We start from the raw sequence: 26,203 nt of genomic DNA on the forward strand, positions 1-26,203 counted from the left end.
GGAAAGATAAAATGGATTGGAAAAACACATTTCAGCCACTCGCTCATACGCAAAATGAATCGCTTCCAGAACTGATGATGACACACGTGTCAGACTGGAGCGCAATCACCATGATAGGCGATGACAAAAAGTCATACCTACAGGGTCAAGTAACGTGCGATGTCGTCACTCTTCCTAATGATGAATCCACGTTAGGCGCGCACTGTGATGCAAAAGGAAAGGTATGGAGCATCTTCCGCCTGTTCCACCACAATGGTGGTTACGCACTCATGCAGCCTAAATCTGCGATTGAAGTAGAGCTGGTCGAAATCAAAAAATACGCCGTGTTCTCTAAGGTTGATATCGAGCAAACGACAGATGTTGTTATCGGTGTGATGGGCGCGTCTGCGGATCAATACATTGATTCAATTTCAGAAAGCCAAGGTAACGTGCGTGCTATCTCTGGTGGCACAGCGGTTAAAGTCTCTGACAATCGCTGGGCGTTGCTTATTACGGAAGAAGTTGCTGCAACTTTAGTCTCAAGTAGTTCAGCAGAAAAAGTATCAGAAGCACTTTGGCAATATCATGAAATTCTAGATGCTCAGCCTAACCTATCGAAAGCCGAGCAAAACGAGCACATTCCTCAAGCGCTTAACCTGCAAGCGATTGGCGGAATCAGCTTTTCAAAAGGCTGCTACACAGGTCAAGAAACGGTAGCTCGTGCCAAGTACCGTGGCATGAACAAACGTGAGATGCGTATTGTTTCAGGAACGACAGCAGAAGTATTGTCTCTAGAGAACCCAATTGAACTAGAGCGTAGCGTGGGTGAGAACTGGCGTGGCGCAGGCCGACTATTAAATGTCTATCAATTTGCGGATAACCAAGCGATGGGTTTGATGGTACTGCCAAACAACCTTGATGACGATGTTCAGCTTCGACTGACCGCGCAGCCTGATCAAACATGGAATATCCTGCCACTACCGTACAGCCTTGACGACGAGTAACCACGTGGAAACGCTGATTACACAATGGCTGGATCAACAGCAGGTGAACTATCGCCTGCTGATGCAAAGCAAGCCAACCACCAGCATTGAAGAAACCGCACAAGAGCGAGGCATTGACGCCTCTCAAATGGTGAAGTGCATCCTGCTCAAGGATATGGGTAATCAGTATGCGTTAGCCTGTACTGCTGGCGATCGCTCTGTCGACCCCAAGAAAGTACGCTCGGTACTGAATTGCCGTCGAATGACCTGCGTGTCGCTCGCTGATGTTGAAGCGATCACTGGCTTTAAAGTGGGTTGCGTTGGCCCGCTTGCTCTCAAGAGACACATGCCGATCATTTTTGATCCTTCCATTCAGAACAACTCGACCGTGACCATTAGCTCCGGCGATCGAATGGCTGGCGTTGCGTTGGATCTCAATGATCTTATGACGTTATGTGCACCGACTGTCGCGGACATCAGTCGATGATCGTTTCGATCAGTTCATGCTTCGCAAACTTCATTTGAATATTTCATTGAGTACATTTTTAGTGTGAACCTCGTCATAAGAAGAACACACCATTAATAAATAGTTACTCAAAATAAAAGCATAAGTAGTCACAAAGTTAAATTTGCGTTATTGTAAATTTACTGACTAGCTATTAAGCAAATCAGTGCAAGTGAATCCACTGAGTAACATCAGTATCCACTTTTGTGTAATGCATCTGTGACTATTCGCCCGTTTTAGACGGGCTTTTTTTTGTCCGAAATTTACAATTTGATTACACAAACAAAAAAATCCCGCCTATTCTTATACTTGTAACATTATCACTGCTTAATACCGAACAGGAAAGTTCACGGCAGTTCACTACTCAGTATTATTTTGGGGAGGAGCTCACGTAAAAATAGATATTTACTGAAGAAAGTGCTTAGAACAGCACAAATATCTAATTAACGTCAACTCTACTGCATATAACTCCATGCTTATCACAATTATTATCTCGGAGTTTTTCTATAATATGCAGGCTAGGTAAATATAAGGATAATTAAGAATGAGACTGTTTAAGCGCTATACACCGAGTATGATTGCTAAACATGTAAGTCGACTTTTCAAAGGACGAATCTACATTTACGGCGTAGGAAAATTTGAGTTTGATAACGGTAAGCTAGTGCTACCAGACCGAGCAGAAAAGCGTCACTTTCAAACAGTGAAAGAAATAAATAGTGAAATCATGAAACTGCGCTGCGCGTACGCATGACCTGATTATCTACAGAATTAAAAACAAAAAGGGTTGGCATTATGCCAACCCTTTTTTCGTATCACTTATCGTATCAATGATGATTTGATAAATCACCAGAGCACTATGTCACTATCGATGAGTCACTGGACGCTTAGCTAAGTCAGGAAGATTGCCTGACAAACCCAGTGCGCGCTTCATGATCTCATCTTTCGCACCCGGTAATTGGCCTGCTAGCTTCATACCAATGCCACGAATCAGCTTCTTAGCTGGGTTATCGCCTTCAAACAGATCTTTAAAGCCCTGCATTGAAGCAATCATTTTCGCCGCCTCTGCTTTTCTCCAGCGCTCGTAGCCGCGAAGGTTACGCTTGATGCCAATATCCTCACCCGCAGACCATAGCTTTAACAGCTCTTGCGCTAAGCTTGCTGCGTCTAATAGACCAAGGTTCACGCCCTGCCCTGCTAATGGGTGAATGGTATGAGCAGCATCACCAACCAAAGCCACACGCTCAACCGCAAAGTCACGTGCATAACGCATGCGCAGTGGGAAGGCAAAACGGTCACCAACCACTTCGCATAATCCAAGCTTTGAGTCGAACTCTGCCGTTAGCTGCTTATTAAAATCAGCATCCGACATGGATACCAATTTCTCGGCACGGTTTGGTTCCGTAGACCAAACAATCGAGCTCATGTTGCTTGGTTGCATTGGTAGGAATGCTAATGGGCCCTGAGGTGTGAATATTTGACGAGCAACGCTGTGGTGCGGCTCTGTGGTTTTGATGTTCGCGACAATCGCACTGTGTCCGTAATCCCAATGTGTTAGTGGGATATCTTGCTGCTTACGAACCCAAGAATTTGCGCCGTCTGCTCCAACAACTAACTTAGCTGTCAATGCTTGACCATTATCTAGCGTTAACCATGCTTCGCTTTCACCAATCGCCATCGTTTTACACGTTGCGGGCATATACAGGCTGACGTTGTCTTGCTTCTTAACCTGATCAAGCAGCGCTAATTGAATCACACGGTTTTCAACGATATGGCCAAGGTTAGGCTGAGCCAAGCGTGTCGAGTCAAACTCAATACGAGCAAAGCTGTCTTGCTCCCACACTTCCATCGCTTGATACGGTGCAGCGCGTCTTTGTTCGATACCTTGCCATGCACCTAGGTTACGAAGAATCACTTCACTAGAACGACTCAACGCGGATACACGTACATCAGGCAACTCACTCAGCCCTTCGCTGGGAGCTCTGCCTTCAATGACAGCAATTCTTAAGTCACTGTCTTTTAGGGCAGCAGCGAGCGCTAGGCCAACCATGCCACCACCAACAATCGCGATATCAACACTTTGCATCATTATTTATTACCTTATCTTTCTACTAGGCCAAGCGTATGACGCAAAAGTGGACCTTTAAGTGGTGGAAGGTTATCTATTACGGCTAACCCAAGATTACGCCCAATGCGAGCGGTCATATAATCATTTGAGAACAGGTGAACTAGGCTTGAAGTCAATGTGATCGTGGCTTCTCTGTCTTGTTCTCTACGCTTTCTAAAGTTAACAAGACCATTGTAACGACCCACATCATCTAGTTGAGTACACAACTCTTCTGCCAAGGAAGCCACATCTCGAATACCTAGGTTAAAGCCTTGCCCCGCAATTGGGTGAAGTGTTTGAGCGGCATTACCAACAATGGCAAATCGATGAGAGATATTTTGTTGTCGGTGACGAAGAATGAGAGGGTAGCTCGCACGCTTGCCGACTTTCTCTAATCGGCCAAGTCGCCAGCCAAAGTCACTCTGCAGCTGCTCAAGAAATTCATTGTCGTTTAGCGTCATCACTTTTTGTGCTTGCTCTGGTGTTAAACACCAAACCAGAGATAAACGGTTGTCACTCATTGGTAATAGAGCAACTGGCCCATGATGGGTAAAACGCTCAAATGCGCGACCTTGGTGAGGTTCACTCGCCACGATATTGGCAATCACAGCGACTTGCTCAAAGTCGTGCTCACTCAATGAGATATTGAGCTGTTGGCAACAGGTTGAGATTGCACCGTCAGCAGCAACCAATAACTTAGTGGTTACTGTTTGCCCACTTGTCAGTTCAATCGTCGTCAACGCTTCTTCACGTTCAACTTTACTAACAGACTCAGGACAAAGCATGGTAATTGCCGCTTCTGATTCAAGTTTCTGCTGATAGATTCGACCCACATCTGCTAACTCGACCACGTAGCCAAGCGCATCGACAGCAAGCTCTTCACTGTAGATGTCTGTCATTCCGGCATGCCCGCGATCCGAAACATGGATATCTTTAATCGGGGTCGCGACCGGAGCTATAGATTGCCATAAGCGCAAAGAATCCAGGATCTGCACCGTGCCATAGGACAAAGCAATCGAACGAGAATCAAACCCAGGGTGAGCTTGATGATCAACCTGATAAGGCTCCACTACCGCAATCGACAGTGAACCTTGGCTTAGGTGATTCAAAGCAAGGGCTAAGGTTGCCCCTGCCATTGCGCCACCAGCAATTACAACATCATACTGAGCCATCATAACCTCAAACCGGCCAACGAATTAATGAATGGTAGGCGCCGCATCTTCAGATGGGCGAGCACCAAATTCAGCATGAATCGTTAGTGCACACGCTTTTACGTGCTCAATAACGTGTTCTAGAAGCTGCGCTTGCTCTTCCATATCATCTTCTTCGTCAATGCCAAGCTTTGCCATCTCTTCAAGGTCAGCTAATGCTTCTTTTGCACTGTCAGACGCTTTGTTCAATTGAGCGCCAACCAAGCCTAGACCAGAAATGAAATGGTTAATCCAATCAGACACACCATCAGCCAAGTCAAACAGGCTTGCGCTTGCGTCTTTATCAGGCAGCAACATAGACAATTCCATGCCTGAACCTGTGATTTCACTGGTCGTTACTTTCAGTGTCGCTTCCGCTAGCGTTAATGCGCGATCTGGCCAACCCATGCCTTCATTGGTGTAATCGAAGATCAGTGGTTGCCAGCTTTTATCTGCAAGGCTTAAGCCTCCGCTTAACATACCCGTTAATAAGCCGTGCATCTCAGCAGGGGTTACGGCTAGACTTGCCGATTGAAGTTCAGTCGCAACCGTTAGGTAGTCAGGTAAAGTAGTTTCGCTCATCAGATAGCTCGCTCAGTTATTCTTTATATCGATAGTATAATCGTACCACTTCACCCCAATTCTGGTAAGCATCGATCCCCAGCAATTGAAGGATGACTGACTACCAATTGTTCAATTTGCTGAATTACTGTGTGCTCAAGCTCTCATTTACAAACAGTCACTCTGAAAAGCTTGAATCTTAATAGCGGTTTACCTATAGTTTCTCCCTCAGAGGAGATTGCTTCCTCATCGGTACTTGCACTTTTTCTTTCTCAAAAAATGGCGAAGGGCAACAGCCTTAAAATAGCGCGTTAAAGAGTTCATCCATCATGAGTAATCAAGCGGTAGACGTTGAAATATTAGGAAAACTGACTCGAGTGAATTGTCCACCAGGGCAAGAAGAGTCATTGATTGCAGCGGCGGCCGATCTTGATAATCGATTGAAAGAGATGGCTGAACGTACTAAGGTAACCAATGAAGTGAAGCTGCTGACTATCGCAGCTCTGAATATTTGCTACGAATTACAAACCAAGAAGTTTGAAGCAAATGATGAACAAAACGCACTGACCGAGCGAATGGAACAGCTCACGACATCACTTTCAGATGTCCTCAGTAAAGTTAAGCACGGACAGCAATAGCGTACACAAAATTTACCCTGGAGTGTTTGTCAGAGGATTCACGTCCCCGAGCCGATAAGCAATCCCTAAGGGTTAGTACTTGAGTGCTATTGAGCATGCTCGGCCCGACCGAGAAGCCTACGGTAATCATTGCTGATCCGCCTTGAACTCGCTGGTTCAAGGGCCATCTATTCTCAACGGCACTTTGGGGTATCCCTTCTTATGAAGACGCTCACACGCAGCGAATTTCGCAAACAGATCCGTATCAAGCGCAATGCCTTATCTGGCGACCAACAAACTCAATCCAGTATAGACTTAGTTAAGCAGTGCATGCAGCTTGATGAGATTCAGTCTGCTCAGCATATTGCCCTCTATATCTCTATCGATGGCGAACTCGATACCCAGCCTTTAATCGAATGGTTATGGGCGCAAGGTAAGCAAACTTATTTACCAGTATTGCACCCCTTCTCTGCCGGACACCTGCTGTTTCTGCACTACTCGCCAACCACACCGACGGTCTTGAATAAGTACGGCATTGTCGAACCTCAGCTCAATCAAATGCTGGTTAAACCTTGTCAGCAACTCGACCTTATTCTTACGCCCCTTGTCGGCTTTGACTCTCATGGCCATCGTTTAGGTATGGGCGGCGGGTATTACGATCGTACCTTGGCGAAGTGGTTCGAGACGGGCGAAGGTGCAACTCCTATTGGTTTGGCTCATGATTGCCAACATGTTGATACCCTACCGATTGAAGAGTGGGACATTCCGTTACCTAAAATCGTGACTCCGAGTAAAACTTGGCAATGGGAAAACAACCATTAAAGCGCTATAATCGCGCCGCAAACGTTAACCTCGATATATAAACGTTAACTTCAATACGCGAACGATTAATTCAAAGCGCAAGACCTTATTCAGGAGAATGGCATGACTCAAGATGAAATGAAAAAAGCAGCGGGCTGGGCAGCACTTCAATATGTTGAAGAAGGCAGCATTGTAGGTGTAGGTACTGGCTCTACAGTAAATCACTTCATCGACGCACTTGGCACAATGAAAGACAAAATCAAAGGTGCGGTTTCAAGCTCTGTAGCCTCTACTGAAAAACTAGAAGCACTAGAAATCAAAGTATTTGAGTGCAACGACGTATTCAAACTAGACATCTATGTTGATGGCGCAGACGAGATTAACGCTTCACGCGATATGATCAAAGGCGGCGGCGCTGCTTTGACTCGTGAAAAAATCGTAGCAGCTATCTCTGACAAGTTTGTGTGTATTGTTGACGGCACTAAAGCAGTTGATGTGCTGGGTAAATTCCCACTGCCTGTTGAGGTAATCCCAATGGCACGTTCATACGTGGCACGTGAGCTGGTTAAGCTTGGTGGTGACCCAGTTTACCGCGAAGGCTGCACAACCGATAACGGCAACGTGATCCTAGATGTGTACGGCATGGCGATCGAAAACCCGAAACAACTAGAAGATATCATCAATGGTATCGCTGGTGTTGTGACGGTTGGTCTGTTCGCTCACCGTGGTGCCGATGTGGTTATCACCGGCACGCCTGAAGGTGCAAAAATCGAAGAATAAATAATAGAAGATTGAGTTTTTCTGTTACTTCATTACATACGGTGCCCTAGGGCGCCGTTTTTTTTGCTTTATTGCTGTAAAATTATGTCTTATTCCGTAATTTTCTTACCCAAAACATTTTTTTTTTGTTACTTTATTGTTCAGAAGACGCACAGGGAAAACGTTTGTCTCCTAACAAAGTGGTGAATTTGTTCCCCTTTCAGCCATTTTGTAGCACGTGCGCCGCATTTGCCCAACCTTTCCATTTTAAGGACGAGAACAATGGCCAAAGTTTCACTGGAAAAAGAAAAAATAAAAATTCTACTTCTAGAAGGTCTTCACCCTTCTTCTGTAGAAGTACTGCAAGCCGCTGGTTACACAAACATTGAGTACCACAAAGGCTCGCTACCGGAAGATGAACTTCTTGAAGCAGTTAAAGATGCTCACTTCATTGGTATTCGTTCTCGCACTAACATCTCCCAAGAAGTTATTGATGCAGCTGAAAAGCTGGTTGCCGTTGGTTGTTTCTGTATTGGTACTAACCAAGTCAACCTTCAAGCAGCAGCAAAACGCGGTATCCCTGTGTTCAACGCACCGTTCTCAAACACTCGAAGCGTTGCTGAGCTCGTTCTTGGTCAGGTTCTCTTGCTACTACGTGGCATTCCAGAAAAGAACGCTCTTGCACACCGTGGCATCTGGAAAAAGAGTGCCGACAACTCTTACGAAGCTCGTGGTAAACGTTTAGGTATTATTGGCTACGGTCACATCGGTACTCAACTGGGTATTATTGCTGAAAACCTTGGCATGCGTGTTTACTTCTACGACATTGAAAACAAACTGTCTTTAGGTAACGCAACGCAAGTTCATACCATGACGGAATTACTGAACAAGTGTGACGTAATCTCTTTGCATGTACCTGAAACCAACGAAACAAAAGACATGATGGGTAAAGAAGAGTTCGAGCGCATGAAGCCAGGTTCTATCTTTATCAACGCAGCTCGTGGCACGGTAGTCGATATTCCTGCTCTGTGTGGCGCTCTGGAGTCTGGTCACCTTGCAGGTGCAGCGATCGACGTTTTCCCAACAGAACCAAAAACCAATGCAGACCCGTTTGAGTCGCCATTGATGCAGTTCGACAACGTGATTCTTACACCTCACGTAGGAGGTTCAACTCAGGAAGCACAAGAGAATATCGGTGTTGAAGTGGCTGGCAAGCTAGCGAAATACTCTGATAACGGTTCTACGCTATCAAGTGTTAACTTCCCAGAGGTATCTCTACCGCTACACACGGGCACGTCTCGTTTGCTGCACATTCACGAAAACCGCCCAGGTATCCTAACTCAGATCAACACCATCTTCGCTGAAGAAGGCATTAACATCGCGGGTCAGTACCTACAGACTGCGGCTGATATGGGTTATGTAGTTATCGATGTAGAAGCGGATCGTTCAGAAGAAGCACTGCTTAAACTGAAAGAGATCGAAGGCACAATCCGTGCTCGTCTACTTCACTAATCATCGAACTCGATATTAGTAAAAACAAAAAGGCTCTCATTATGAGAGCCTTTTTAGTATTTGGCCTATCGTAGGTAATTAGAACACCATGATCCAAAAGCCTCTATAGCGCTATCTTATTCTTCGATCTGGTAGATCACATTAACACGATCGCGAATGGTGATCGTTGAGTCTTCATAAGAGTTCGACTCTGTTCTCGCATCCATCGCCATTGAACGCATTAACACAGGCTGAGAAGATTGTGCGTTGTAATCAACACGCCAAACATCACCCAACTCACGCTCAAACCCACTCGCTAATGATTTAGCTTTCGATCGCGCATCCTTGATGGCTTCTAAGCGCGCTTGCTCTTGATACTTGGCTTGATCTCGAACTTGAAGCTGAATGTTGTCGATCTGATTAATGCCTTCTCCAATAGCAATATCCATGTACTCATTAAGATTGGCTAGCTCAGTCACTTGAACGGTCACATTACGTGAAGCGCGGTAGCCAACCAGTTCCGGTTTGCCATCTTTCGGGTAGTGATATTGAGGAGATAGATACAGGTTTGAGCTATGAACACTCGCCTCATCAACACCAGCTTGATGCAACTTATTTAGAAAGCCTGTCACGACTTTATCAACGGTATTTTTAGCCTGTTCAGCAGTCATCGTAGATTCCACGACTCTCACAGAGAATGTCGCCATATCAGGTGTCGCGATCACTTCACCATAGCCTGTCGTTGAAATATGAGGAAAGGATGGAGAGTCTGCCAATGATGGAAAACTCACAGCACTCAACGCCGCAGTAAGAGTAAGAGACGTTGCTAACATCTTTGGTACAAGCTTCATTAGGTATGACCTATGCTAAACAAATGTACTTTCATCATAGAGCAATTTATCGTTTAGCCAATCCAGAGCACACACTTCTAACAGAATTTTGACGCTGAAAAAACCAACAGTTTACTGAGGTAAGTGATTGTGAGCAAAACTTAATATCGCTTGAGACACCTCTTTTAATACCCCGCTCTCAAGCTGCCAATGGTGCCAATAGATGCGATAAGAGAGCAGAAATCCAGGTGTGATATCAATCAGAGCACCAGACTCGAGCTCATCGATAATCTGTAATCGAGGAATCAAGCAATAGGCGACACCCGACAACGCTAAGCGCACGAATGCTTCTGAACTGCCGACCGTATGATTGATCACACTGTCTCTCGGGACGTTAAAATGATCATGCAGAAACTTCTTATGCAGATCATCGTATTGATCATAGGAAACCGCAGGCGCTTTGCTTAAGGTGGCGTAGTTTACGCCCTCTGAGAAATAACGCTGATGAAAGCCAGGGCTAGCCACGCACACATAATCCATCCTACCGAGATAGTCAGCACTGCAGCCAGGAATCGCTTGAGACTCCAAACTGATTGCACCGGCCACCTCGCCACTTTTTATCTTTTCAATGGTTCTCGACTCACCATGAATCGCGAGGTTCAACTCGACTTGGCGAGATTTCATCACATCCGACAAAGCCGGTAGCAGCCATGTCGCCAAACTATCAGCGTTAGTGGCTATGGATATCGATAGTGGCTGAGTTCCCTCTTCATTCATCAACTCAGGCACAAGTTCGTGCTCTAACAAACGAACACGACGATATAAGCCCAGTAATTTTTTACCCGCAGGCGTTGGCCTAGGCGGGCTTTCTCTCACTAAGGCAGGCTGAGCCAACCACTTTTCCAGCTGTTTGATGCGCTGAGATACCGCCGACTGGGAGATATATAACTGTTCAGCAGCCCTTTCGAAGCTACGTTGTTTTACTACCGCATCCAGTGCTTCTATCCATTTATAATCCAATCCGCGCATCAATTTGCTTCCTTTTTAAGCTAACTCCCCACCACATTAGCAACTCTAATAATGGATTAAAATCATTAATTATACTTATTTGAAGGGTCGGAGTATCTTCGCCATATAGCACGTAAATATCGTTAAATAAGTGGAGGTTAAAATGAGTTTTTGGGTTTTATTACAAGGTTTTGGTCTAGGGGCAAGTATGATTATCCCTATTGGCGCTCAGAATGCGTACGTCCTAAATCAAGGGATAAAACGCAATCATCATTTAACGACAGCAACGATTTGTAGCCTGCTCGATACTCTGTTTATCTCATTAGGTATTTTTGGCGGCGGAGCGATCTTGTCGCAAAATGAATTACTACTGACCTCCGTAACATTAGGTGGCATCGCTTTTCTGACTGTGTATGGTTTGCTATCACTACGCAGTGCATTCAAAGTGCGCACCAGTGATGAATCGAAAGGTGAGATATTGGCGCGTGGCAAGCGCACCGTTATTTTAGGGGCATTGGCAGTAACAGTATTAAACCCACACCTCTATTTGGATACCGTGGTAATTCTTGGATCTATTGGTGGGCAATTTGAAGGCAACGACAGAATTGCGTTTGCTATGGGGACTATATTAGCTTCATTTGTCTGGTTTTATTCCTTGTCATTGGGCGCGGCAAAGCTAGGCCCAACGCTATCTAAACCGAATGTTAAGAAAGGCATTGATATCGCAGTCGCGACCATGATGTTCGCCATTGCAGCAGTGCTTACCAATGGACTGATTGAACAATACTGGTAAATCTATTTAGCTTCATGAAACCAACAAAAAAGGCGGATAACCTAAGTTATCCGCCTTTCCTTATAAAAGCTTATAGCTATAAAAACTAACTAAAAATTAAGCTTCTACTTTATTCATGTGTACATCCATTTGCGGGAATGGAATTTCGATACCTTCGTTATCCAAGCCTTCTTTGATTGCTTGCATAAGGTCAAAATACACATCCCAGTACTCTGCTGTGTTAACCCATGGGCGAACAACAAAGTTTACTGAAGAGTCCGCTAGCGTGTGAACACCAACTTGAACGCCTGGTTCTTTCAACACGCGCTCGTCAGATTCACAGATCTTAGTCAGAAGTTCTTTGGTCTTTTGCAGATCAGCGCCGTAAGAAACACCGATCATTAGGTCGATACGACGTGTGTCATGACGAGAGTAGTTAGTAATTGGGCTACCAATAACGCTACCGTTTGGTACCACTACCATTTTGTTATCTGGCGTTGTTAGAACCGTTTGGAAGATCTGAATTGAATCCACTGAACCTGCTACGCCACCAATTTCCACATAGTCACCAGACTTGAATGGACGGAATGCAACGATAAGTACACCAGCAGCAAAGTTAGATAGTGAGCCTTGTAGTGCAAGACCAACGGCTAAACCAGCCGCACCAATAACAGCAACTACAGATGCCGTTTGAACACCTAAACGACCAAGTGCAGCAATTAAAACAATAACAAACAATAGGTAGCGAACTAAGCCGTGAATAAATTCCACAACAGCTCGGTCCATTTTCTTCTTCTGAAGAACCTTAGACACGCTATTCGCTACGGCTTTAACAATAAGGTTACCAATAAATAGAATTATCAGTGCTGAAATGATATTTACGCCATATTGGATAAATAAATCTGAATTATTTGTTAACCACTGCTCTGCTTGAGACAAACCATCCACAAGTGGAGTCTCAATCGCTGTCGAACTATCAGCCATAATGTGCATCCTCTATATAATATGCTATGGGCTAAACTGCCTTAAGCCTAATTTACTCTGCAATATAATAAACAGTTTAATTACCGTTAAGTCATTGTGTTAAAAGTAAATTAAAGCCAAGTCCTTTTTATAAACTGAACCAAGTTCAGTTTTTCGGCACGATATCCTATCTTTGACAGATTGCAAAGTCATATTTATGTAAGCTTTTGAATTATTAAAACTTACCGATAAACACAAATACCGATAACTAAAAGACTACGAAATTTATTCACCGCACGCTAGGTTTTTCACATATTTAATACAAGTTTTTATCAGATATAAAAAAACCCGCTCAATGAGCGGGTTTTTAAAACTTAAAGAGTACTTAATTCAAAGAATTATAGTACGTCTACAGCGTTAAGGTCAGCAAATGCTTTCTCTAGACGAGCAACCATTGAAGCTTGACCAGCACGTAGCCATACGCGTGGATCGTAGTACTTCTTGTTTGGAGCAGCTTCGCCAGTTGGGTTGCCGATTTGACCTTGTAGGAAATCGAAGTTGTCAGCAGAGTACTGACGGATACCGTCCCAAGTTGCCCACTGTGTATCAGTATCGATGTTCATTTTGATAACACCGTAGCCGATAGACTCTTGGATTTCTGCTTCAGAAGAACCAGAACCACCGTGGAATACGAAGTTTAGAGCGTTAGGTGCGATACCGAACTTCTCTGCACAGTATGCTTGAGAATCACGTAGGATAGTTGGAGTAAGTACAACGTTACCAGCTTGGTAAACACCGTGTACGTTACCGAAAGATGCAGCGATAGTGAAACGTGGGCTAACAGCCATTAGTTTCTCGTAAGCGTATGCTACGTCTTCTGGAGAAGTGTAAAGCTCAGATGCGTCCATATCAGAGTTATCAACGCCGTCTTCTTCACCACCAGTACAACCAAGTTCGATCTCGATTGTCATGTTCATTTTAGCCATGCGCTCTAGGTACTTAGCACATGTTTCGATGTTCTCTTCTAGAGACTCTTCAGAAAGGTCTAGCATGTGAGAAGAGAATAGAGGCTTACCAGTTTGTGCGAAGAACTCTTCACCAGCGTCTAGTAGACCGTCGATCCATGGAAGAAGTTTCTTAGCAGCGTGGTCAGTGTGCAGGATAACTGGAACACCGTAAGCTTCAGCTACAGCGTGTACGTATTTTGCACCAGCTACAGCGCCAAGAACTTGTGCGCCTTGACCTTCAAGTTTAACGCCTTTACCTGCGAAGAATGCAGCGCCGCCGTTAGAGAACTGAACAACTACTGGAGCTTTAACTTTAGCAGCTGCTTCTAGTACTGCGTTTACAGAGTCAGTACCAACAACGTTTACAGCAGGAAGAGCAAATTTGTTTTCTTTTGCTACTTCAAATACTTTCTGTACGTCATCGCCAGAAATCACACCAGGTTTTACAAAATCGAAGATCTTAGACATGGAAATAGTCCTATTTATTCTATCGTTTTAAGATTAAAAAACTTAAGTTTAAAAACTTGCAATCGTTTGCTCACAACTTATGCCATTCTAGCAAAAAAGTGTGATATGCAGCAAACGTTAAAAGGCGAGATTCACATCTCGCCTTTCTAAATCAATTATGCTTTAGCACGCTCTTCAAGCATTGCTACTGCAGGAAGTACTTTACCTTCAACGAATTCAAGGAAAGCGCCACCGCCAGTAGAGATGTAAGAAACGTCAGCTTTGATACCGAACTTGTCGATAGCTGCTAGCGTGTCACCACCACCTGCTACAGAGAAACCTGCAGACTCAGCGATTGCTTTAGAGATACCCGCTGTACCCGCTTCGAAGTTCTTAAATTCGAATACGCCTACAGGGCCGTTCCAAAGGATAGTTTTCGCGTTGCCGATGATTTCAGCTAGTGCCGCAGTTGAATCTGGACCAAGGTCGAAGATCATATCGTCGTCTTGAACTTCAGAAACGTGCTTGATTTCAGCTTCTGCGTTTTCGTCGAATGCTTTAGCACATGCAACGTCAGTTGCTACTGGGATAGCACACTCTTTCATTAGCTTTTGAGCCGTTTCAACTAGGTCAGCTTCGTATAGAGACTTACCTACGTTGTGACCTTCAGCAGCGATGAATGTGTTCGCGATACCACCACCAACAACAAGCTGGTCAGCAATTTTAGAAAGAGATTCTAGAACGGTTAGTTTAGTAGAAACCTTAGAACCACCAACGATAGCCACTAGTGGGCGAGCTGGGTTGTCCATTGCTTTACCAAGCGCTTCAAGCTCAGCAGCTAGAAGAGGGCCAGCACATGCTACAGGAGCGTAAGTACCAACGCCGTGTGTAGAAGCTTGAGCACGGTGAGCTGTACCGAATGCATCCATTACGAAGATGTCACATAGTGCAGCGTATTGCTTAGAAAGTGCTTCTTCGTTCTTCTTCTCGCCTTTGTTAAAGCGAACGTTTTCAAGAACAACAAGTTCACCAGCGTTTAGCTCTAGGCCGTTTACGTAATCTTTAGCTAGTTTAACTTCGCAGTCTAGTGCGTCGTTTAGGTAGTTAACTACAGGAGCTAGAGAGAACTCTTCGTTGTATTCGCCTTCAGTAGGACGACCAAGGTGAGAAGTAACCATTACCTTTGCGCCAGCTTCTAGGCAAAGTTTGATAGTTGGTAGAGATGCAAGGATACGTGCATCTGAAGTTACTTTACCGTCTTTTACTGGTACGTTTAGGTCAGCACGGATAAATACGCGTTTACCTGCAAGTTCCAGGTCAGTCATCTTGATCACAGACATGATTTGTCCTCTCAAATTTAAATAAATATAAAGTTTTGGAAACTCAGCAACCCTGCTAAGCCTATAAATTATTCAACTGGTAATTCTTTCACTACTAATAATATGTGGACTCTTAGTATTTATTTCAAGCTAAAAAATAAATAATCCGCACATTTGCTTCTAGGTCTTACCTCTTGCCTTCAGAAGCTTGCATTGCAAGAACCGTATCCAGCATTCGGTTCGCAAAGCCCCATTCATTGTCACACCACACTAGCATTTTCACTAAGTGGCCGTTGCTCACTCGAGTTTGTGAACCATCAACGATTGCGCTATGGGGATCGTGATTAAAGTCGATGGAAACGAGCGGCGCTTCAGTATAGTCAACTATATTGTGTAATGTACACTGGGATGCATTAACAATGGTTTGATTTACGTCATTAACTTTCACATTTGCATTAATTGTGACACTTAAATCCATCGCAGTGACGTTTACCGTCGGCACGCGCACAGATATCGCTTCAAATTTGTTGGAAAATTTCGGGAAGATTCTTTCAATACCTTTATGCAACTTGGTATCGACAGGAATGATAGATTGACTTGCTGCTCGAGTACGGCGCAAATCGCTGTGGTACGCATCGATAACTTGTTGATCATTCATTGAAGAGTGAATGGTCGTAATAGTACCGGACTCGATGCCAAAGGCGTCATCAAGAACCTTAATGATAGGGACAATACAGTTGGTGGTGCATGAACCATTGGAAACGATTCGATGGTCGGCTTCGATGGTCTCGTGATTCACACCATAGATAATGGTGTTATCAAGGTCATTAGCACCTGGGTGTGAAAACAGCACCTTTTTAGCTCCAGCAGCGATGTGCGCTAGACCGTCATCTCGGCAACCATAAACACCCGTGCAATCGAGGACAATGTCCACCTCAAGGTCACGCCAAGGCAACAGCTCAATATCAGCCAAGTGTAAGATACGAATGGTATCAAACTCTCCCTTGTCTTCAGCACCAATACCATGATGAACATAGATGTGCTCTTGGTCGTTGGAGATCTTCTTGCCGAAGCGGCCGTGACTGGTGTCGTACTGTAATAGGTGAGCCATAGCGTCAGGCTGAGCAAGCTCATTGACCGCTACTACTTTGATTTGTTGGCTTTTGCCACTTTCATAAACAGCGCGCAATACATTACGCCCTATTCTTCCAAATCCGTTTATCGCGACTTTTAGCATAGTTCCGTACATCTAACCAAAATTTCGTGCAACAGATGATAACTGAATCCTACCCAAAAGGCATTACTTGAATAACCCCGTTTAGTTAGGACAGGTTAATCTGTTGCTTGTAGAGATAAGCCTAGAAGAAACAAATCCCAGATACAAAAAACCGAGCTCAGTGCTCGGTTTTTTTATTCATTTCATTGTTAGCACTAGGCTAGCAATCAATGATTAAGCAAGAAGCTCTTTCGCGGTGTTTACTACGTTTTCAGTAGTGAAACCGAACATCTTGAATAGTTCGCCTGCTGGTGCAGATTCACCGAACGTTGTCATACCAATGATCTTGCCACCAAAACCAACGTACTTGTACCAGAAGTCAGCGATGCCAGCTTCTACTGCGATACGAGCAGTTACGTCAGATGGAAGTACAGACTCACGGTATTCAGCATCTTGCTTGTCGAACGCGTCAGTTGCAGGCATAGATACTACGCGTACTGCTTTACCTTCAGCGGTTAGTTGTGCAGCAGCTTCAACTGCAAGCTCAACTTCAGAACCCGTTGCAATGATGATTAGTTCTGGCTTACCAGCACAATCTTTCAGGATGTAACCACCCTTAGCGATGTTAGCTACTTGCTCAGCGTTACGATCTTGTTGTGCAAGGTTTTGACGAGAGAAGATTAAAGATGAAGGACCATCTTTACGCTCAATAGCCAGTTTCCAAGCCACGGCTGATTCAACTTGGTCACATGGACGCCATGTGCTCATGTTTGGCGTTAGACGTAGAGAAGCGATCTGCTCAACCGGTTGGTGAGTAGGACCATCTTCGCCTAGGCCGATAGAGTCGTGCGTGTAAACTTGGATGTTCTGAACTTTCATCAGAGCAGCCATACGCATTGCGTTACGAGCGTATTCCATGAACATTAGGAACGTTGCACCGTATGGTACGAAACCACCGTGCAGAGCGATACCGTTCATGATAGCCGTCATACCGAATTCACGTACACCGTAGTGGATGTAGTTACCAGAGAAGTCAGTTGCTTCAAGAGACTTAGAACCAGACCACATAGTTAGGTTAGAAGGCGCAAGGTCAGCAGAACCACCCATGAATTCTGGAAGCATTTGACCAAACGCTTCTAGTGCGTTTTGAGATGCTTTACGTGATGCGATATTTGCTGGGTTAGCTTGAAGATCAGCAATGATTGCGCTTGCTTTCTCTTCCCACTCAGCTGGAAGCTCGCCGTTAGTACGACGTTTGAATTCTGCTGCTAGCTCTGGGTAAGCCGCTGCGTATGCGTCAAATTTAGCATTCCACGCTGCTTCTTTCGCTGCGCCTGCTTCTTTTGCATTCCACTCAGCTGCGATATCCGCTGGAATTTCGAAAGGACCGTGTTCCCAACCCAACGCAGCTTTAGTTGCTGTGATTTCATCAGCACCTAGTGGAGCACCGTGACAGTCGTGCGTACCCGCTTTGTTTGGCGAACCAAAACCGATAATAGTTTTAGTACAGATAAGTGTTGGGCGAGGATCTGCTTTAGCCGCTTCAATAGCAGCGTTGATAGCATCAGAGTCGTGACCATCTACTGCTGGGATTACATGCCAGCCGTAAGCTTCAAAACGCTTAGGTGTATCGTCAGAGAACCAACCTTCAACTTCACCATCGATAGAGATACCGTTGTCATCCCAGAAAGCAACCAGCTTACCAAGACCAAGCGTACCTGCTAGAGAACATGCTTCGTGAGAGATACCTTCCATCAGACAGCCATCACCCATGAATGCATAAGTGTAGTGGTCTACGATGTCGTGGCCTTCTTTGTTGAACTGCGCAGCCAGTGCTTTCTCAGCCATTGCCATACCAACAGCGTTAGTGATGCCTTGACCTAGAGGACCAGTCGTTGTCTCGATACCAGGAGCGTAACCGTACTCTGGGTGACCTGGAGTCTTAGAGTGCAGTTGACGGAAGTTTTTCAGGTCTTCAATTGAAAGCTCGTAACCTGCAAGGTGAAGCAGAGAGTAAATCAACATTGAGCCGTGGCCGTTAGACAGGATAAAACGGTCGCGGTCAGCCCACTCTGGGTTTGCTGGGTTGTGGTTCAAGTGGCCACGCCAAAGAACTTCAGCGATGTCAGCCATACCCATAGGTGCGCCTGGGTGGCCTGAATTTGCTTGTTGAACACCGTCCATGCTAAGTGCGCGGATTGCATTGGCTAGATCTTTACGAGAAGGCATGTCTGCTCCTGAGTACATAAGCGATTTAAAAAAGAGATAATTGCTAAAGTTTTCATTTTTATTAGCGCGGGTATTCTCTCAAACGACTATTGCTACTGCAAACGTTTTACAGGCATTTTAACGGTCATTTTTCGCAATTTTCGAACATTTACATCACTTAGCAATGGCTTACCCTGATCAAGACGCAAACGTTTAGTTATGACATATCATAAAAAAGAGCTTGTAATTCGACCGCTGGAATTTAGAATAGCCGTCTAGATGTAGAAACACCTACAAAATATACTGTATTTAATGGCGGCGCTTCCTAGCTTGCGACGCCATAAACTATTTACACCAAAAACTAAAAGTGGAGCTCTCATGGCTAAGCACCTATTCACTTCTGAATCTGTTTCAGAAGGCCATCCAGATAAAATTGCAGACCAAATCTCTGATGCTGTTCTTGATGCCATCTTGGAACAAGATCCAAAAGCACGTGTTGCTTGTGAGACTTACGTTAAAACCGGCATGGTTATGGTTGGCGGTGAAGTAACAACGTCTGCATGGGTTGATATCGAAGAAATCACTCGTGAAACAGTACGTGAAATTGGTTACGTTCATTCTGATATGGGCTTTGACGCTGACTCTTGTGCTGTTCTAAACACCATTGGTAAGCAGTCTCCGGACATCAACCAAGGTGTTGATAAAGAAGACCCTAAAGAGCAAGGCGCAGGCGACCAAGGCATCATGTTTGGTTACGCGACTAACGAAACATCTATCCTAATGCCAGCTCCAATTACTTACTCTCACCTTCTTGTTAAGAAGCAAGCTGAAGTACGTAAGAGCGGTAAGCTTGACTTCCTTCGCCCAGATGCGAAATCTCAAGTTACGTTCCAATACGACCAAGGTAAGATCGTTGGTATCGACGCTGTTGTTCTTTCGACTCAACACTGCGATTCAGTAACAACACCTGACCTACGTGAAGCAGTAATGGAAGAGATCATCAAGCCAGTACTTCCTGCTGAGTGGATCAACAAAGACACTAACTTCTTCATCAACCCAACAGGCCGTTTCGTAATCGGTGGCCCAATGGGTGACTGTGGTCTAACTGGTCGTAAGATCATCGTTGATACCTACGGCGGCGCAGCTCGTCACGGTGGCGGTGCATTCTCTGGTAAAGATCCATCAAAAGTTGACCGTTCTGCAGCTTACGCGGCTCGTTACGTTGCTAAAAACATCGTTGCTGCTGGCATGGCCGACCGTTGTGAGATTCAACTGTCTTACGCTATCGGTGTTGCTGATCCAACATCTATCATGGTTGAAACGTTTGGTACTGAAAAAGTAGCTCACGAAATCATCATTGAAGCAGTTCGTCAAAACTTCGACCTACGTCCATACGGTCTTCAAGAGATGCTGAACCTTCTTCAGCCTATCTACAAGCAGACAGCGGCATACGGTCACTTCGGTCGTGAAGAGTTCCCTTGGGAAGCGACTGACAAAGCAGCAATCCTTGCGGACTTCGCTGGCCTAAAATAATTTAGCCACTGCGATTTGTTTCTTTAAAGCCCTTACTTCTTAGTAAGGGCTTTATTTTTATGTACTTACCGAACTTTCACTCACAATACCCTTCTCCAACGCCCTTCTTTACCGTTAACCACTTAGTATAAAAAGCCGCTGATAATTTGTGTTTTCTAGCACTACTGACAATAGTTAAGGTAACTCCTAGGCGATCAAGCTCACATTTAACTTAAATTAATTCAGTCTGATAACGCTCGTTAAATGCACGCTAGAGCAATAACTGGGATGACAGAGAGCAATTTAGCTCAACACCATAACTCTCACACAAGCCACATCGATGAGCCTTATGGGATTATAACTAGGACGTTATTTAACTAGGGGGATCTATGCCTCGTACCGCGCACCCATCCGAACTGAACGATAAAAAACACAAGGTCAGCGATAAGGATTACGCTCGCACCATTCCTTGCAACCAAATCAGTATTTCCGCACCCTTTCATTGGTTGTCGCTTGCTCTGCATGACTTAGTAAGAATGCCATTAATCAGCGCATTTTACGGATTGTGCTTTATGGGAGCGGCCATTGCGATTGTTCAACTTGTCCAATGGCAAGGAACACACTTGGTCGTAATGCCAAGCCTGATCGTGTACATGCTGATAGGGCCGTTTCTTGCTCTAGGCTTATATGACGCAGCCTGGGAAAGAGAAAAAGGCCACAACGCCAGCCTACTGCACTCGATGAAAGCCATTACTCGCAACTCCACCCACCAATGGGCCTTTGCGATTGTATTGATGGTTGCGATGATATTCTGGATGCGTATCGCTGCGTTATTGCACGCACTCTACCCTTCAGTGCAAGGTGCACCATTGGCTGAGTTCGCTCCCTTCTTAATTACGGGTTCTGTGATTGGTTTTGTTATCGCAAGCCTCATATTTAGCATCTCAGCATTTTCAATTCCGTTAATGATGGAGAGACGCGTTGATGTGATGAGTGCGATTTTCACTAGCTTTAATGCCGTGAAATCGAACATTCCTGCAATGGTGGTTTGGGCAAGTATTATTTGTGCCGGTATTCTGGTGGGTTTTGCCACCTACGGCATTGGAATGATCGTCACCATGCCGCTACTTGGTTATGGTACATGGCACGCTTATCACGAGATAATTAAGAAAAAACATCACGTGTAAAGCATCGCTAGATCAACAAGCAATGTTATGATGAGGCCTTAGCTTAAACGCTGAGGCCTTTTATTTGGAGTTAACAACGTTTGTCTTACACCCCGCAACAGCATCGAGCAAATAAAAAATTGGCCGAGTGCCTAGCTATCGCAAATCAACATTTCTCTCGTGAATTTCCACACCCAATTATTACCTTCAAGTTAAGAGGCAAAGCGGCGGGAAAGGCCTACCTTCAGCTCAACGAAATTAAGCTCAATCACGTACTATTCTCTGAAAATGAAGACGCCTTCATCAACGAGGTCGTGCCGCATGAACTCGCACACCTGATCACGTATCAGGTATTTGGACGTGTTAGGCCTCACGGAAACGAGTGGAAATACGTGATGGAAAAAGTATTCAACGTGCCAGCCAGAACGACCCACAGCTTTGAAATAGCTTCAGTTCAAGGGAAAACCTTTGAGTATAGATGTGAGTGCACCACTTACCCATTATCAATCAGACGACACAATAAAGTACTTCGAAATCAATCGACCTATCGCTGCCAGCAGTGCAATCAAACCTTATCCTTCACAGGCACACAGCTCAGCTAAAGTCCTAGACTCGCACCTATTCGATTTGGTAACCCCATCCTTTTTTATTTCAGAAAGCTACACTCGATTAAGTTGATGATAGAAATGTAATGGAGAAACTCATCCTTTGAGTGCTAGACTGATGTTTATCATACTTTTATCAGTCTTTTTCTATGCAAAAACTCACCTTCAAAGCATTTGGTCTACCTGTGTCTTTTTACTTATCAATAGTATTTGGCCTACTGGTAACCCAAAGCACTTTCGCCGCACCACCGAGCTCATTCTCCAAAGCAAAAAGAGAAGCTGTGAAGATTTATCTCGACCACCCAACTTCATTTTATTGCGGCTGTGACATTACATGGAAGGACAAAAAGAAAGGGATTCCCGACCTTGACGGCTGTGGTTATCAAGTCCGAAAACAACAAAAGCGGGCGAGTCGAATTGAGTGGGAACACGTGGTTCCAGCTTGGCAATTCGGCCACCAGCGTCAGTGCTGGCAAGATGGCGGGCGCAAGAACTGCACTCGCAATGACAAAATATTCAAGTCCATGGAAGCCGATCTTCACAACCTAACGCCAGCCATTGGCGAGGTTAACGGTGATCGCTCCAACTACAATTTCAGTCAGTGGAATGGCATGGATGGTGTGAGCTATGGTCAGTGTGAAATGCAGGTCAACTTTAAGCAGCGTAAAGTTATGCCGCCAGACAGAGCAAAAGGCTCTATCGCGCGTACTTACCTTTACATGAGCCAAGAGTATGGTTTCAAGCTATCTAAGCAACAAACCAACCTAATGATGGCGTGGAACAAGCAATTTCCTGTCGACAAGTGGGAATGTACTCGTGATGAGCGAATCTATGCCATCCAAGGTAATCACAACCCATTTGTTTACCCTGCTTGTCAATAACGTCGCTCGTACAATCAACATTCCTAACTATCTCAAACAAGAGTTTCAGAATTGCCCCTGAAACTCTTGCTCTACCCTTGTTTTTTCAACTAAAAGCATCCATGTTAGGCAGAGACAAAATACCCAAATGAACATATTTATAGGTTTACCAGCATGAGAATCCCTCGTATCCATCACCCAGAACGCATTCATCAGTTAGGTTCACTCGCTTTAGGCGAAGATGCCGCGGGTCATGTTGGTCGTGTCCTTCGCATGAAAGAAGGTCAAGAAGTCCTTCTATTTGATGGCAGTGGCGCTGAATTCCCTGCGACGATAGCTGAAGTATCAAAGAAAAATGTCACCGTTAATGTTTCTGAACGCATCGAACGCAGCAGCGAATCTCCGTTAGACTTACATTTAGGCCAAGTGATTTCACGTGGTGACAAAATGGAGTTCACGATTCAGAAATCGGTAGAGCTTGGTGTGAACACCATTACCCCTCTGATTTCAGAGCGCTGTGGCGTTAAGCTTGATACAAAACGCTTCGAGAAAAAACTCGCACAGTGGCAAAAGATTGCTATTGCGGCGTGTGAACAGTGTGGCCGCAATACGGTTCCAGTCATTCGTCCAATTATGCAGCTTGAAGAGTGGTGCAGCGAACCAAGCGAAGCACTAAAGCTAAACCTACACCCTCGTGCAAAGTACTCAATTAACACCCTTCCAGAACCTATCAGCAAGGTGCGCCTATTGATTGGTCCTGAAGGTGGCTTGTCAGCTGAAGAAATCGGTATGACTGAACAATACAAATTTGAAGAGACGCTACTCGGCCCACGTGTACTTCGTACTGAGACAGCAGCTCTAACCGCAATTACTGCCTTACAAGTTCGTTTTGGCGATCTAGGCTAGGAGAAAAAAAATGATCAAACTTGGCATCGTAATGGATCCAATTTCATCCATTAACATCAAAAAAGACTCTAGCTTTGCCATGATGCTTGAAGCTCAGCGTCGTGGTTACGAAATCCATTACATGGAAATGGATGATCTACACTTAGATCAAGGCGTAGCCATTGCTGACACAAAAATTGTAGAACTAAAAGAAGATCTAAACGGTTGGTACGAATTCAAGTCAGAACAGACAATCGCGCTATCTGATTTAGATGCAGTGTTAATGCGTAAAGATCCTCCATTTGATACTGAGTACATTTACGCGACTTACATTCTTGAGCGTGCTGAAGAGAACGGCGCACTGATCGTAAACAAACCACAAAGCCTACGTGATTGTAACGAGAAGTTGTTCACGGCTTGGTTCCCAGAACTAACACCGACAACCATCGTGACTCGTAAAGCGGAAAAGATTAAAGAGTTCCGTGAGAAGCACGGTGATGTGATCCTTAAACCACTTGATGGTATGGGTGGTGCGTCAATCTTCCGCGTGAAGGAAGGCGATCCAAACGTATCAGTGATCATTGAAACATTGACGAACCACGGTCAAAACTACGCAATGGCACAGACTTTTGTTCCTGACATCAGCAATGGTGATAAGCGTATTCTTGTCGTTGACGGTGAGCCAATGCCTTACTGCCTAGCACGTATCCCGGCTAAAGGGGAAACTCGAGGCAACCTAGCTGCTGGTGGTACAGGGGAAGCTCGTCCGTTGAGTGAAACAGACTGGGCTATCGCACGAGCAGTAGCTCCTTCACTAAAAGAAAAAGGCTTAATCTTTGTCGGACTTGATGTTATCGGTGACAAGCTGACAGAAATCAACGTGACTAGCCCCACTTGTATCCGTGAAATTGAAGCTGCTTTTGATATTTCGGTAACAGGTAAATTAATGGACGCAATCGAGCGTCGCGTTAACGCTAAATAGCCTAAACTAAAGAAAGCCTTAGCTATTCGCAAACGGCACAGAATCAATGAGCGGCTTCACGCCGCTCTTTTTCCTTTACTGGGAACACACTGGCAGGAGGCTCTATGAATTTAACGAACCACTTTCTGGTTGCTATGCCCGGAATGAAAGACCCCTACTTTCAAAATTCGGTAATTTACCTTTGTGAACATAACGACGAAGGTGCGATGGGCTTAATGATCAACGCCCCTATCGATGTCACTGTTGGCAGCATGCTTAAACAAGTTGAGGTTGATTCTGAACAGCCGAAATCCAATCAAGCAAGTCTTGATAAGCCGGTATTAAACGGTGGGCCGGTCGCAGAAGACCGTGGGTTTATTTTGCACAAACCTAAAGGCAGCTATCAATCCAGCATCAACATGACAGACCAAATCTCGGTAACAACCTCAAAAGATATCTTGATGGTGTTGGGCACAGAAGATGAGCCGATGAATTATCTAGTCGCACTTGGTTATGCAGGATGGGAACCGGGACAACTGGAAACCGAACTGACCGAGAACTCATGGTTAACCGTTGAAGCCGATCCGAAGGTCATCTTCGATACACCGATTTCTGACCGCTGGAAAGTCGCTGTACAGATGTTAGGCATAAATGCGGCTCAGCTTTCAGCAGACGCTGGTCACGCCTAGCTCAAATCAGCAACCACTCTCAAACACAGATAAATTTGGAAACCCCATGTCACGAACAATTATGGCATTTGACTACGGTACAAAAAGTATCGGCAGTGCGATAGGACAAGAAATCACGGGCACCGCAAGTCCTCTAAAAGCTTTTAAAGCCAAAGATGGTATCCCAAATTGGGACGACATCGAAAAGCAAATAAAGGAGTGGCAACCGAACTTGATTGTAGTCGGCCTTCCTACCGACCTTCATGGTAAAGACTTAGCAACCATCACACCCAGAGCAAAGAAGTTCGCTAACCGTCTTAAAGGACGTTTTGGTGTCGATGTTGAACTACATGATGAAAGACTATCGACCACAGAAGCAAGAGCCGACCTTTTTGAAATGGGTGGTTATAAAGCGCTAAGCAAAGGCAATGTCGATAACCAGTCTGCAGTCGTCATTTTAGAGAGCTGGTTTGAAGCACAATATTCATAACGAAAATTAAGAGCTCAAAGATTAAACTCCGTTGTGATCCTATAATGATATTACGACGTAATGTCGAAGCAATTCATTAATAGGTAAGTGGGAGTTCACATGAAAATTTTTCTAGCAATCTTCGCCGCTCTAACCATTTCAGCATGCAGCTCAACAGGGTCTAGCAGTGCTGGGTATATGAATGATGGTAAAACCAATTCTAGCTTCACTAGCGGCAACAAATATTACGATGACAGCCGTCGAGAACACGGTTCGCTGAATAATAATTAAGTATCTTCAAACGCCTGAGTTTTTAA

27 protein-coding genes and 1 other RNA gene are annotated in these 26,203 nt (G+C 44.8%); 18 read left to right on the plus strand and 10 right to left on the minus strand.

Translation table 11 applies throughout. The features are described from left to right. The first annotated feature begins 11 nt into the window (after positions 1-11). The 3 genes from ygfZ (at position 12) to MSG36_RS06325 (ending at position 2,218) form a co-directional block, all read left to right on the plus strand. Positions 12-983, plus strand: a complete 972-nt coding sequence (gene ygfZ, locus MSG36_RS06315; RefSeq protein WP_050621002.1) for a tRNA-modifying protein YgfZ — start codon at positions 12-14, stop codon at positions 981-983. 4 nt (positions 984-987) lie between these two features. Beyond that, positions 988-1,449 carry a YbaK/EbsC family protein gene (locus MSG36_RS06320; RefSeq protein ID WP_248366752.1) on the plus strand — a complete coding sequence of 154 codons (462 nt, stop codon included), beginning with the start codon at positions 988-990 and terminating at the stop codon, positions 1,447-1,449. Between the two features lie 562 nt (positions 1,450-2,011). Continuing rightward, positions 2,012-2,218 (plus strand): DUF1107 domain-containing protein, encoded by a 207-nt coding sequence (locus tag MSG36_RS06325; protein ID WP_009847660.1) that lies wholly within the window; start codon positions 2,012-2,014, stop codon positions 2,216-2,218. Between the two features lie 111 nt (positions 2,219-2,329). Here MSG36_RS06325 and MSG36_RS06330 read toward each other — a convergent pair whose 3' ends face one another. From MSG36_RS06330 to MSG36_RS06340, 3 genes are read right to left on the minus strand one after another with little or no spacing between them, the layout of a single operon-like run. Then, positions 2,330-3,553, minus strand: a complete 1,224-nt coding sequence (locus tag MSG36_RS06330; protein ID WP_248366718.1) for an FAD-dependent 2-octaprenylphenol hydroxylase — start codon at positions 3,551-3,553, stop codon at positions 2,330-2,332. An 11-nt stretch (positions 3,554-3,564) separates the two neighbouring features. After that, positions 3,565-4,743 (minus strand): 2-octaprenyl-6-methoxyphenyl hydroxylase, encoded by a 1,179-nt coding sequence (gene ubiH, locus MSG36_RS06335; RefSeq protein ID WP_248366754.1) that lies wholly within the window; start codon positions 4,741-4,743, stop codon positions 3,565-3,567. Positions 4,744-4,767: 24 nt separating this feature from the next. Then, positions 4,768-5,343 carry a YecA family protein gene (locus MSG36_RS06340; protein WP_248366720.1) on the minus strand — a complete coding sequence of 192 codons (576 nt, stop codon included), beginning with the start codon at positions 5,341-5,343 and terminating at the stop codon, positions 4,768-4,770. A 308-nt stretch (positions 5,344-5,651) separates the two neighbouring features. On the opposite strand from MSG36_RS06340, the gene zapA reads away from it, so the two are divergent. The 5 genes from zapA (at position 5,652) to serA (ending at position 9,011) form a co-directional block, all read left to right on the plus strand. Then, on the plus strand, positions 5,652-5,960 hold the full coding sequence (gene zapA, locus MSG36_RS06345) for a cell division protein ZapA (protein ID WP_004735366.1): 309 nt from the start codon (positions 5,652-5,654) through the stop codon (positions 5,958-5,960). A gap of 11 nt (positions 5,961-5,971) precedes the next feature. Beyond that, positions 5,972-6,155, plus strand: a non-coding RNA gene (ssrS, locus tag MSG36_RS06350) — 6S RNA. A gap of 6 nt (positions 6,156-6,161) precedes the next feature. Further along, positions 6,162-6,761, plus strand: coding sequence for a 5-formyltetrahydrofolate cyclo-ligase (locus MSG36_RS06355; protein ID WP_248366722.1), 600 nt, complete (start codon positions 6,162-6,164; stop codon positions 6,759-6,761). A 102-nt stretch (positions 6,762-6,863) separates the two neighbouring features. After that, positions 6,864-7,520, plus strand: coding sequence for a ribose-5-phosphate isomerase RpiA (gene rpiA, locus MSG36_RS06360; protein ID WP_048605825.1), 657 nt, complete (start codon positions 6,864-6,866; stop codon positions 7,518-7,520). Between the two features lie 261 nt (positions 7,521-7,781). Next, entirely contained in the window at positions 7,782-9,011 is a 1,230-nt protein-coding gene (gene serA, locus MSG36_RS06365) for a phosphoglycerate dehydrogenase (RefSeq protein WP_017059058.1), read from the plus strand. Positions 9,012-9,127: 116 nt separating this feature from the next. Here the strand turns inward: serA and MSG36_RS06370 are convergent, their stop codons facing one another. Continuing rightward, positions 9,128-9,841, minus strand: a complete 714-nt coding sequence (locus MSG36_RS06370; RefSeq protein WP_057622276.1) for an oxidative stress defense protein — start codon at positions 9,839-9,841, stop codon at positions 9,128-9,130. Positions 9,842-9,952: 111 nt separating this feature from the next. Beyond that, positions 9,953-10,849 (minus strand): LysR family transcriptional regulator ArgP, encoded by an 897-nt coding sequence (locus tag MSG36_RS06375; protein ID WP_050621007.1) that lies wholly within the window; start codon positions 10,847-10,849, stop codon positions 9,953-9,955. 142 nt (positions 10,850-10,991) lie between these two features. Here MSG36_RS06375 and MSG36_RS06380 point away from each other — a divergent pair, with 142 nt between their 5' ends. Beyond that, positions 10,992-11,621, plus strand: a complete 630-nt coding sequence (locus MSG36_RS06380; RefSeq protein WP_059022005.1) for a LysE/ArgO family amino acid transporter — start codon at positions 10,992-10,994, stop codon at positions 11,619-11,621. A 96-nt stretch (positions 11,622-11,717) separates the two neighbouring features. Here MSG36_RS06380 and mscS read toward each other — a convergent pair whose 3' ends face one another. The 5 genes from mscS to tkt form a co-directional block, all read right to left on the minus strand. Further along, positions 11,718-12,584 carry a small-conductance mechanosensitive channel MscS gene (gene mscS, locus MSG36_RS06385; protein ID WP_050621008.1) on the minus strand — a complete coding sequence of 289 codons (867 nt, stop codon included), beginning with the start codon at positions 12,582-12,584 and terminating at the stop codon, positions 11,718-11,720. A 377-nt stretch (positions 12,585-12,961) separates the two neighbouring features. Beyond that, complete coding sequence (gene fbaA / locus MSG36_RS06390; protein WP_010435694.1) at positions 12,962-14,038, minus strand: class II fructose-bisphosphate aldolase; 1,077 nt, start codon at positions 14,036-14,038, stop codon at positions 12,962-12,964. 155 nt (positions 14,039-14,193) lie between these two features. Beyond that, the gene (locus MSG36_RS06395) at positions 14,194-15,357 is read right to left on the minus strand and encodes a phosphoglycerate kinase (RefSeq protein ID WP_017059064.1); all 1,164 of its coding nucleotides are present in this window, start codon (positions 15,355-15,357) and stop codon (positions 14,194-14,196) included. Positions 15,358-15,523: 166 nt separating this feature from the next. Next, positions 15,524-16,573 (minus strand): erythrose-4-phosphate dehydrogenase, encoded by a 1,050-nt coding sequence (gene epd, locus MSG36_RS06400; RefSeq protein ID WP_061018816.1) that lies wholly within the window; start codon positions 16,571-16,573, stop codon positions 15,524-15,526. 213 nt (positions 16,574-16,786) lie between these two features. Further along, positions 16,787-18,781: a transketolase gene (gene tkt / locus MSG36_RS06405; protein WP_248366724.1), complete on the minus strand. Its 1,995-nt coding sequence runs from the start codon at positions 18,779-18,781 to the stop codon at positions 16,787-16,789. A 357-nt stretch (positions 18,782-19,138) separates the two neighbouring features. Here tkt and metK point away from each other — a divergent pair, with 357 nt between their 5' ends. The 9 genes from metK to MSG36_RS06450 all read left to right on the plus strand — a co-directional run bounded on the left by metK (position 19,139) and on the right by MSG36_RS06450 (position 26,177). Further along, positions 19,139-20,293 carry a methionine adenosyltransferase gene (gene metK / locus MSG36_RS06410; protein WP_248366726.1) on the plus strand — a complete coding sequence of 385 codons (1,155 nt, stop codon included), beginning with the start codon at positions 19,139-19,141 and terminating at the stop codon, positions 20,291-20,293. 368 nt (positions 20,294-20,661) lie between these two features. Next, on the plus strand, positions 20,662-21,459 hold the full coding sequence (locus MSG36_RS06415; protein ID WP_017067802.1) for a DUF2189 domain-containing protein: 798 nt from the start codon (positions 20,662-20,664) through the stop codon (positions 21,457-21,459). Positions 21,460-21,539: 80 nt separating this feature from the next. Then, positions 21,540-22,040 carry a SprT family zinc-dependent metalloprotease gene (locus MSG36_RS06420; protein WP_248366728.1) on the plus strand — a complete coding sequence of 167 codons (501 nt, stop codon included), beginning with the start codon at positions 21,540-21,542 and terminating at the stop codon, positions 22,038-22,040. Positions 22,041-22,192: 152 nt separating this feature from the next. Then, positions 22,193-22,924 (plus strand): endonuclease, encoded by a 732-nt coding sequence (locus MSG36_RS06425; RefSeq protein ID WP_248366730.1) that lies wholly within the window; start codon positions 22,193-22,195, stop codon positions 22,922-22,924. 153 nt (positions 22,925-23,077) lie between these two features. Then, positions 23,078-23,809 (plus strand): 16S rRNA (uracil(1498)-N(3))-methyltransferase, encoded by a 732-nt coding sequence (gene rsmE, locus MSG36_RS06430; RefSeq protein WP_017062238.1) that lies wholly within the window; start codon positions 23,078-23,080, stop codon positions 23,807-23,809. A gap of 10 nt (positions 23,810-23,819) precedes the next feature. After that, the gene (gene gshB, locus MSG36_RS06435; RefSeq protein ID WP_050634035.1) at positions 23,820-24,770 is read left to right on the plus strand and encodes a glutathione synthase; all 951 of its coding nucleotides are present in this window, start codon (positions 23,820-23,822) and stop codon (positions 24,768-24,770) included. Between the two features lie 104 nt (positions 24,771-24,874). After that, the gene (locus MSG36_RS06440) at positions 24,875-25,438 is read left to right on the plus strand and encodes a YqgE/AlgH family protein (RefSeq protein ID WP_048611435.1); all 564 of its coding nucleotides are present in this window, start codon (positions 24,875-24,877) and stop codon (positions 25,436-25,438) included. A 46-nt stretch (positions 25,439-25,484) separates the two neighbouring features. Further along, positions 25,485-25,907: a Holliday junction resolvase RuvX gene (gene ruvX / locus MSG36_RS06445; protein WP_017062240.1), complete on the plus strand. Its 423-nt coding sequence runs from the start codon at positions 25,485-25,487 to the stop codon at positions 25,905-25,907. A 99-nt stretch (positions 25,908-26,006) separates the two neighbouring features. Further along, on the plus strand, positions 26,007-26,177 hold the full coding sequence (locus MSG36_RS06450) for a hypothetical protein (RefSeq protein WP_156172492.1): 171 nt from the start codon (positions 26,007-26,009) through the stop codon (positions 26,175-26,177). The last annotated feature ends 26 nt before the right edge of the window (positions 26,178-26,203 follow it).

Origin of the sequence: Vibrio sp. 1CM8B, assembly GCF_023161685.1 — a bacterium.
In the GTDB taxonomy this organism is placed as follows: Bacteria; Pseudomonadota; Gammaproteobacteria; order Enterobacterales; family Vibrionaceae; genus Vibrio; species Vibrio coralliirubri.

Excerpts from the sequence above, each read along its gene's own strand:
- MSG36_RS06415 (WP_017067802.1), top strand. The coding sequence starts at position 20,662 with ATGCCTCGTACCGCGCACCCATCCGAACTGAACGATAAAAAACACAAG.
- MSG36_RS06325 (WP_009847660.1), top strand. The coding sequence starts at position 2,012 with ATGAGACTGTTTAAGCGCTATACACCGAGTATGATTGCTAAACATGTA.
- epd (WP_061018816.1), bottom strand. The coding sequence starts at position 16,573 with ATGCTAAAAGTCGCGATAAACGGATTTGGAAGAATAGGGCGTAATGTA.
- MSG36_RS06380 (WP_059022005.1), top strand. The coding sequence starts at position 10,992 with ATGAGTTTTTGGGTTTTATTACAAGGTTTTGGTCTAGGGGCAAGTATG.
- MSG36_RS06370 (WP_057622276.1), bottom strand. The coding sequence starts at position 9,841 with ATGAAGCTTGTACCAAAGATGTTAGCAACGTCTCTTACTCTTACTGCG.
- gshB (WP_050634035.1), top strand. The coding sequence starts at position 23,820 with ATGATCAAACTTGGCATCGTAATGGATCCAATTTCATCCATTAACATC.
- MSG36_RS06450 (WP_156172492.1), top strand. The coding sequence starts at position 26,007 with ATGAAAATTTTTCTAGCAATCTTCGCCGCTCTAACCATTTCAGCATGC.
- rpiA (WP_048605825.1), top strand. The coding sequence starts at position 6,864 with ATGACTCAAGATGAAATGAAAAAAGCAGCGGGCTGGGCAGCACTTCAA.
- ubiH (WP_248366754.1), bottom strand. The coding sequence starts at position 4,743 with ATGGCTCAGTATGATGTTGTAATTGCTGGTGGCGCAATGGCAGGGGCA.
- ygfZ (WP_050621002.1), top strand. The coding sequence starts at position 12 with ATGGATTGGAAAAACACATTTCAGCCACTCGCTCATACGCAAAATGAA.
- mscS (WP_050621008.1), bottom strand. The coding sequence starts at position 12,584 with ATGGCTGATAGTTCGACAGCGATTGAGACTCCACTTGTGGATGGTTTG.
- serA (WP_017059058.1), top strand. The coding sequence starts at position 7,782 with ATGGCCAAAGTTTCACTGGAAAAAGAAAAAATAAAAATTCTACTTCTA.
- zapA (WP_004735366.1), top strand. The coding sequence starts at position 5,652 with ATGAGTAATCAAGCGGTAGACGTTGAAATATTAGGAAAACTGACTCGA.
- MSG36_RS06375 (WP_050621007.1), bottom strand. The coding sequence starts at position 10,849 with ATGCGCGGATTGGATTATAAATGGATAGAAGCACTGGATGCGGTAGTA.
- rsmE (WP_017062238.1), top strand. The coding sequence starts at position 23,078 with ATGAGAATCCCTCGTATCCATCACCCAGAACGCATTCATCAGTTAGGT.
- MSG36_RS06395 (WP_017059064.1), bottom strand. The coding sequence starts at position 15,357 with ATGTCTGTGATCAAGATGACTGACCTGGAACTTGCAGGTAAACGCGTA.
- MSG36_RS06425 (WP_248366730.1), top strand. The coding sequence starts at position 22,193 with ATGCAAAAACTCACCTTCAAAGCATTTGGTCTACCTGTGTCTTTTTAC.
- metK (WP_248366726.1), top strand. The coding sequence starts at position 19,139 with ATGGCTAAGCACCTATTCACTTCTGAATCTGTTTCAGAAGGCCATCCA.
- MSG36_RS06355 (WP_248366722.1), top strand. The coding sequence starts at position 6,162 with ATGAAGACGCTCACACGCAGCGAATTTCGCAAACAGATCCGTATCAAG.
- MSG36_RS06330 (WP_248366718.1), bottom strand. The coding sequence starts at position 3,553 with ATGATGCAAAGTGTTGATATCGCGATTGTTGGTGGTGGCATGGTTGGC.
- ruvX (WP_017062240.1), top strand. The coding sequence starts at position 25,485 with ATGTCACGAACAATTATGGCATTTGACTACGGTACAAAAAGTATCGGC.
- tkt (WP_248366724.1), bottom strand. The coding sequence starts at position 18,781 with ATGCCTTCTCGTAAAGATCTAGCCAATGCAATCCGCGCACTTAGCATG.
- MSG36_RS06340 (WP_248366720.1), bottom strand. The coding sequence starts at position 5,343 with ATGAGCGAAACTACTTTACCTGACTACCTAACGGTTGCGACTGAACTT.
- fbaA (WP_010435694.1), bottom strand. The coding sequence starts at position 14,038 with ATGTCTAAGATCTTCGATTTTGTAAAACCTGGTGTGATTTCTGGCGAT.
- MSG36_RS06440 (WP_048611435.1), top strand. The coding sequence starts at position 24,875 with ATGAATTTAACGAACCACTTTCTGGTTGCTATGCCCGGAATGAAAGAC.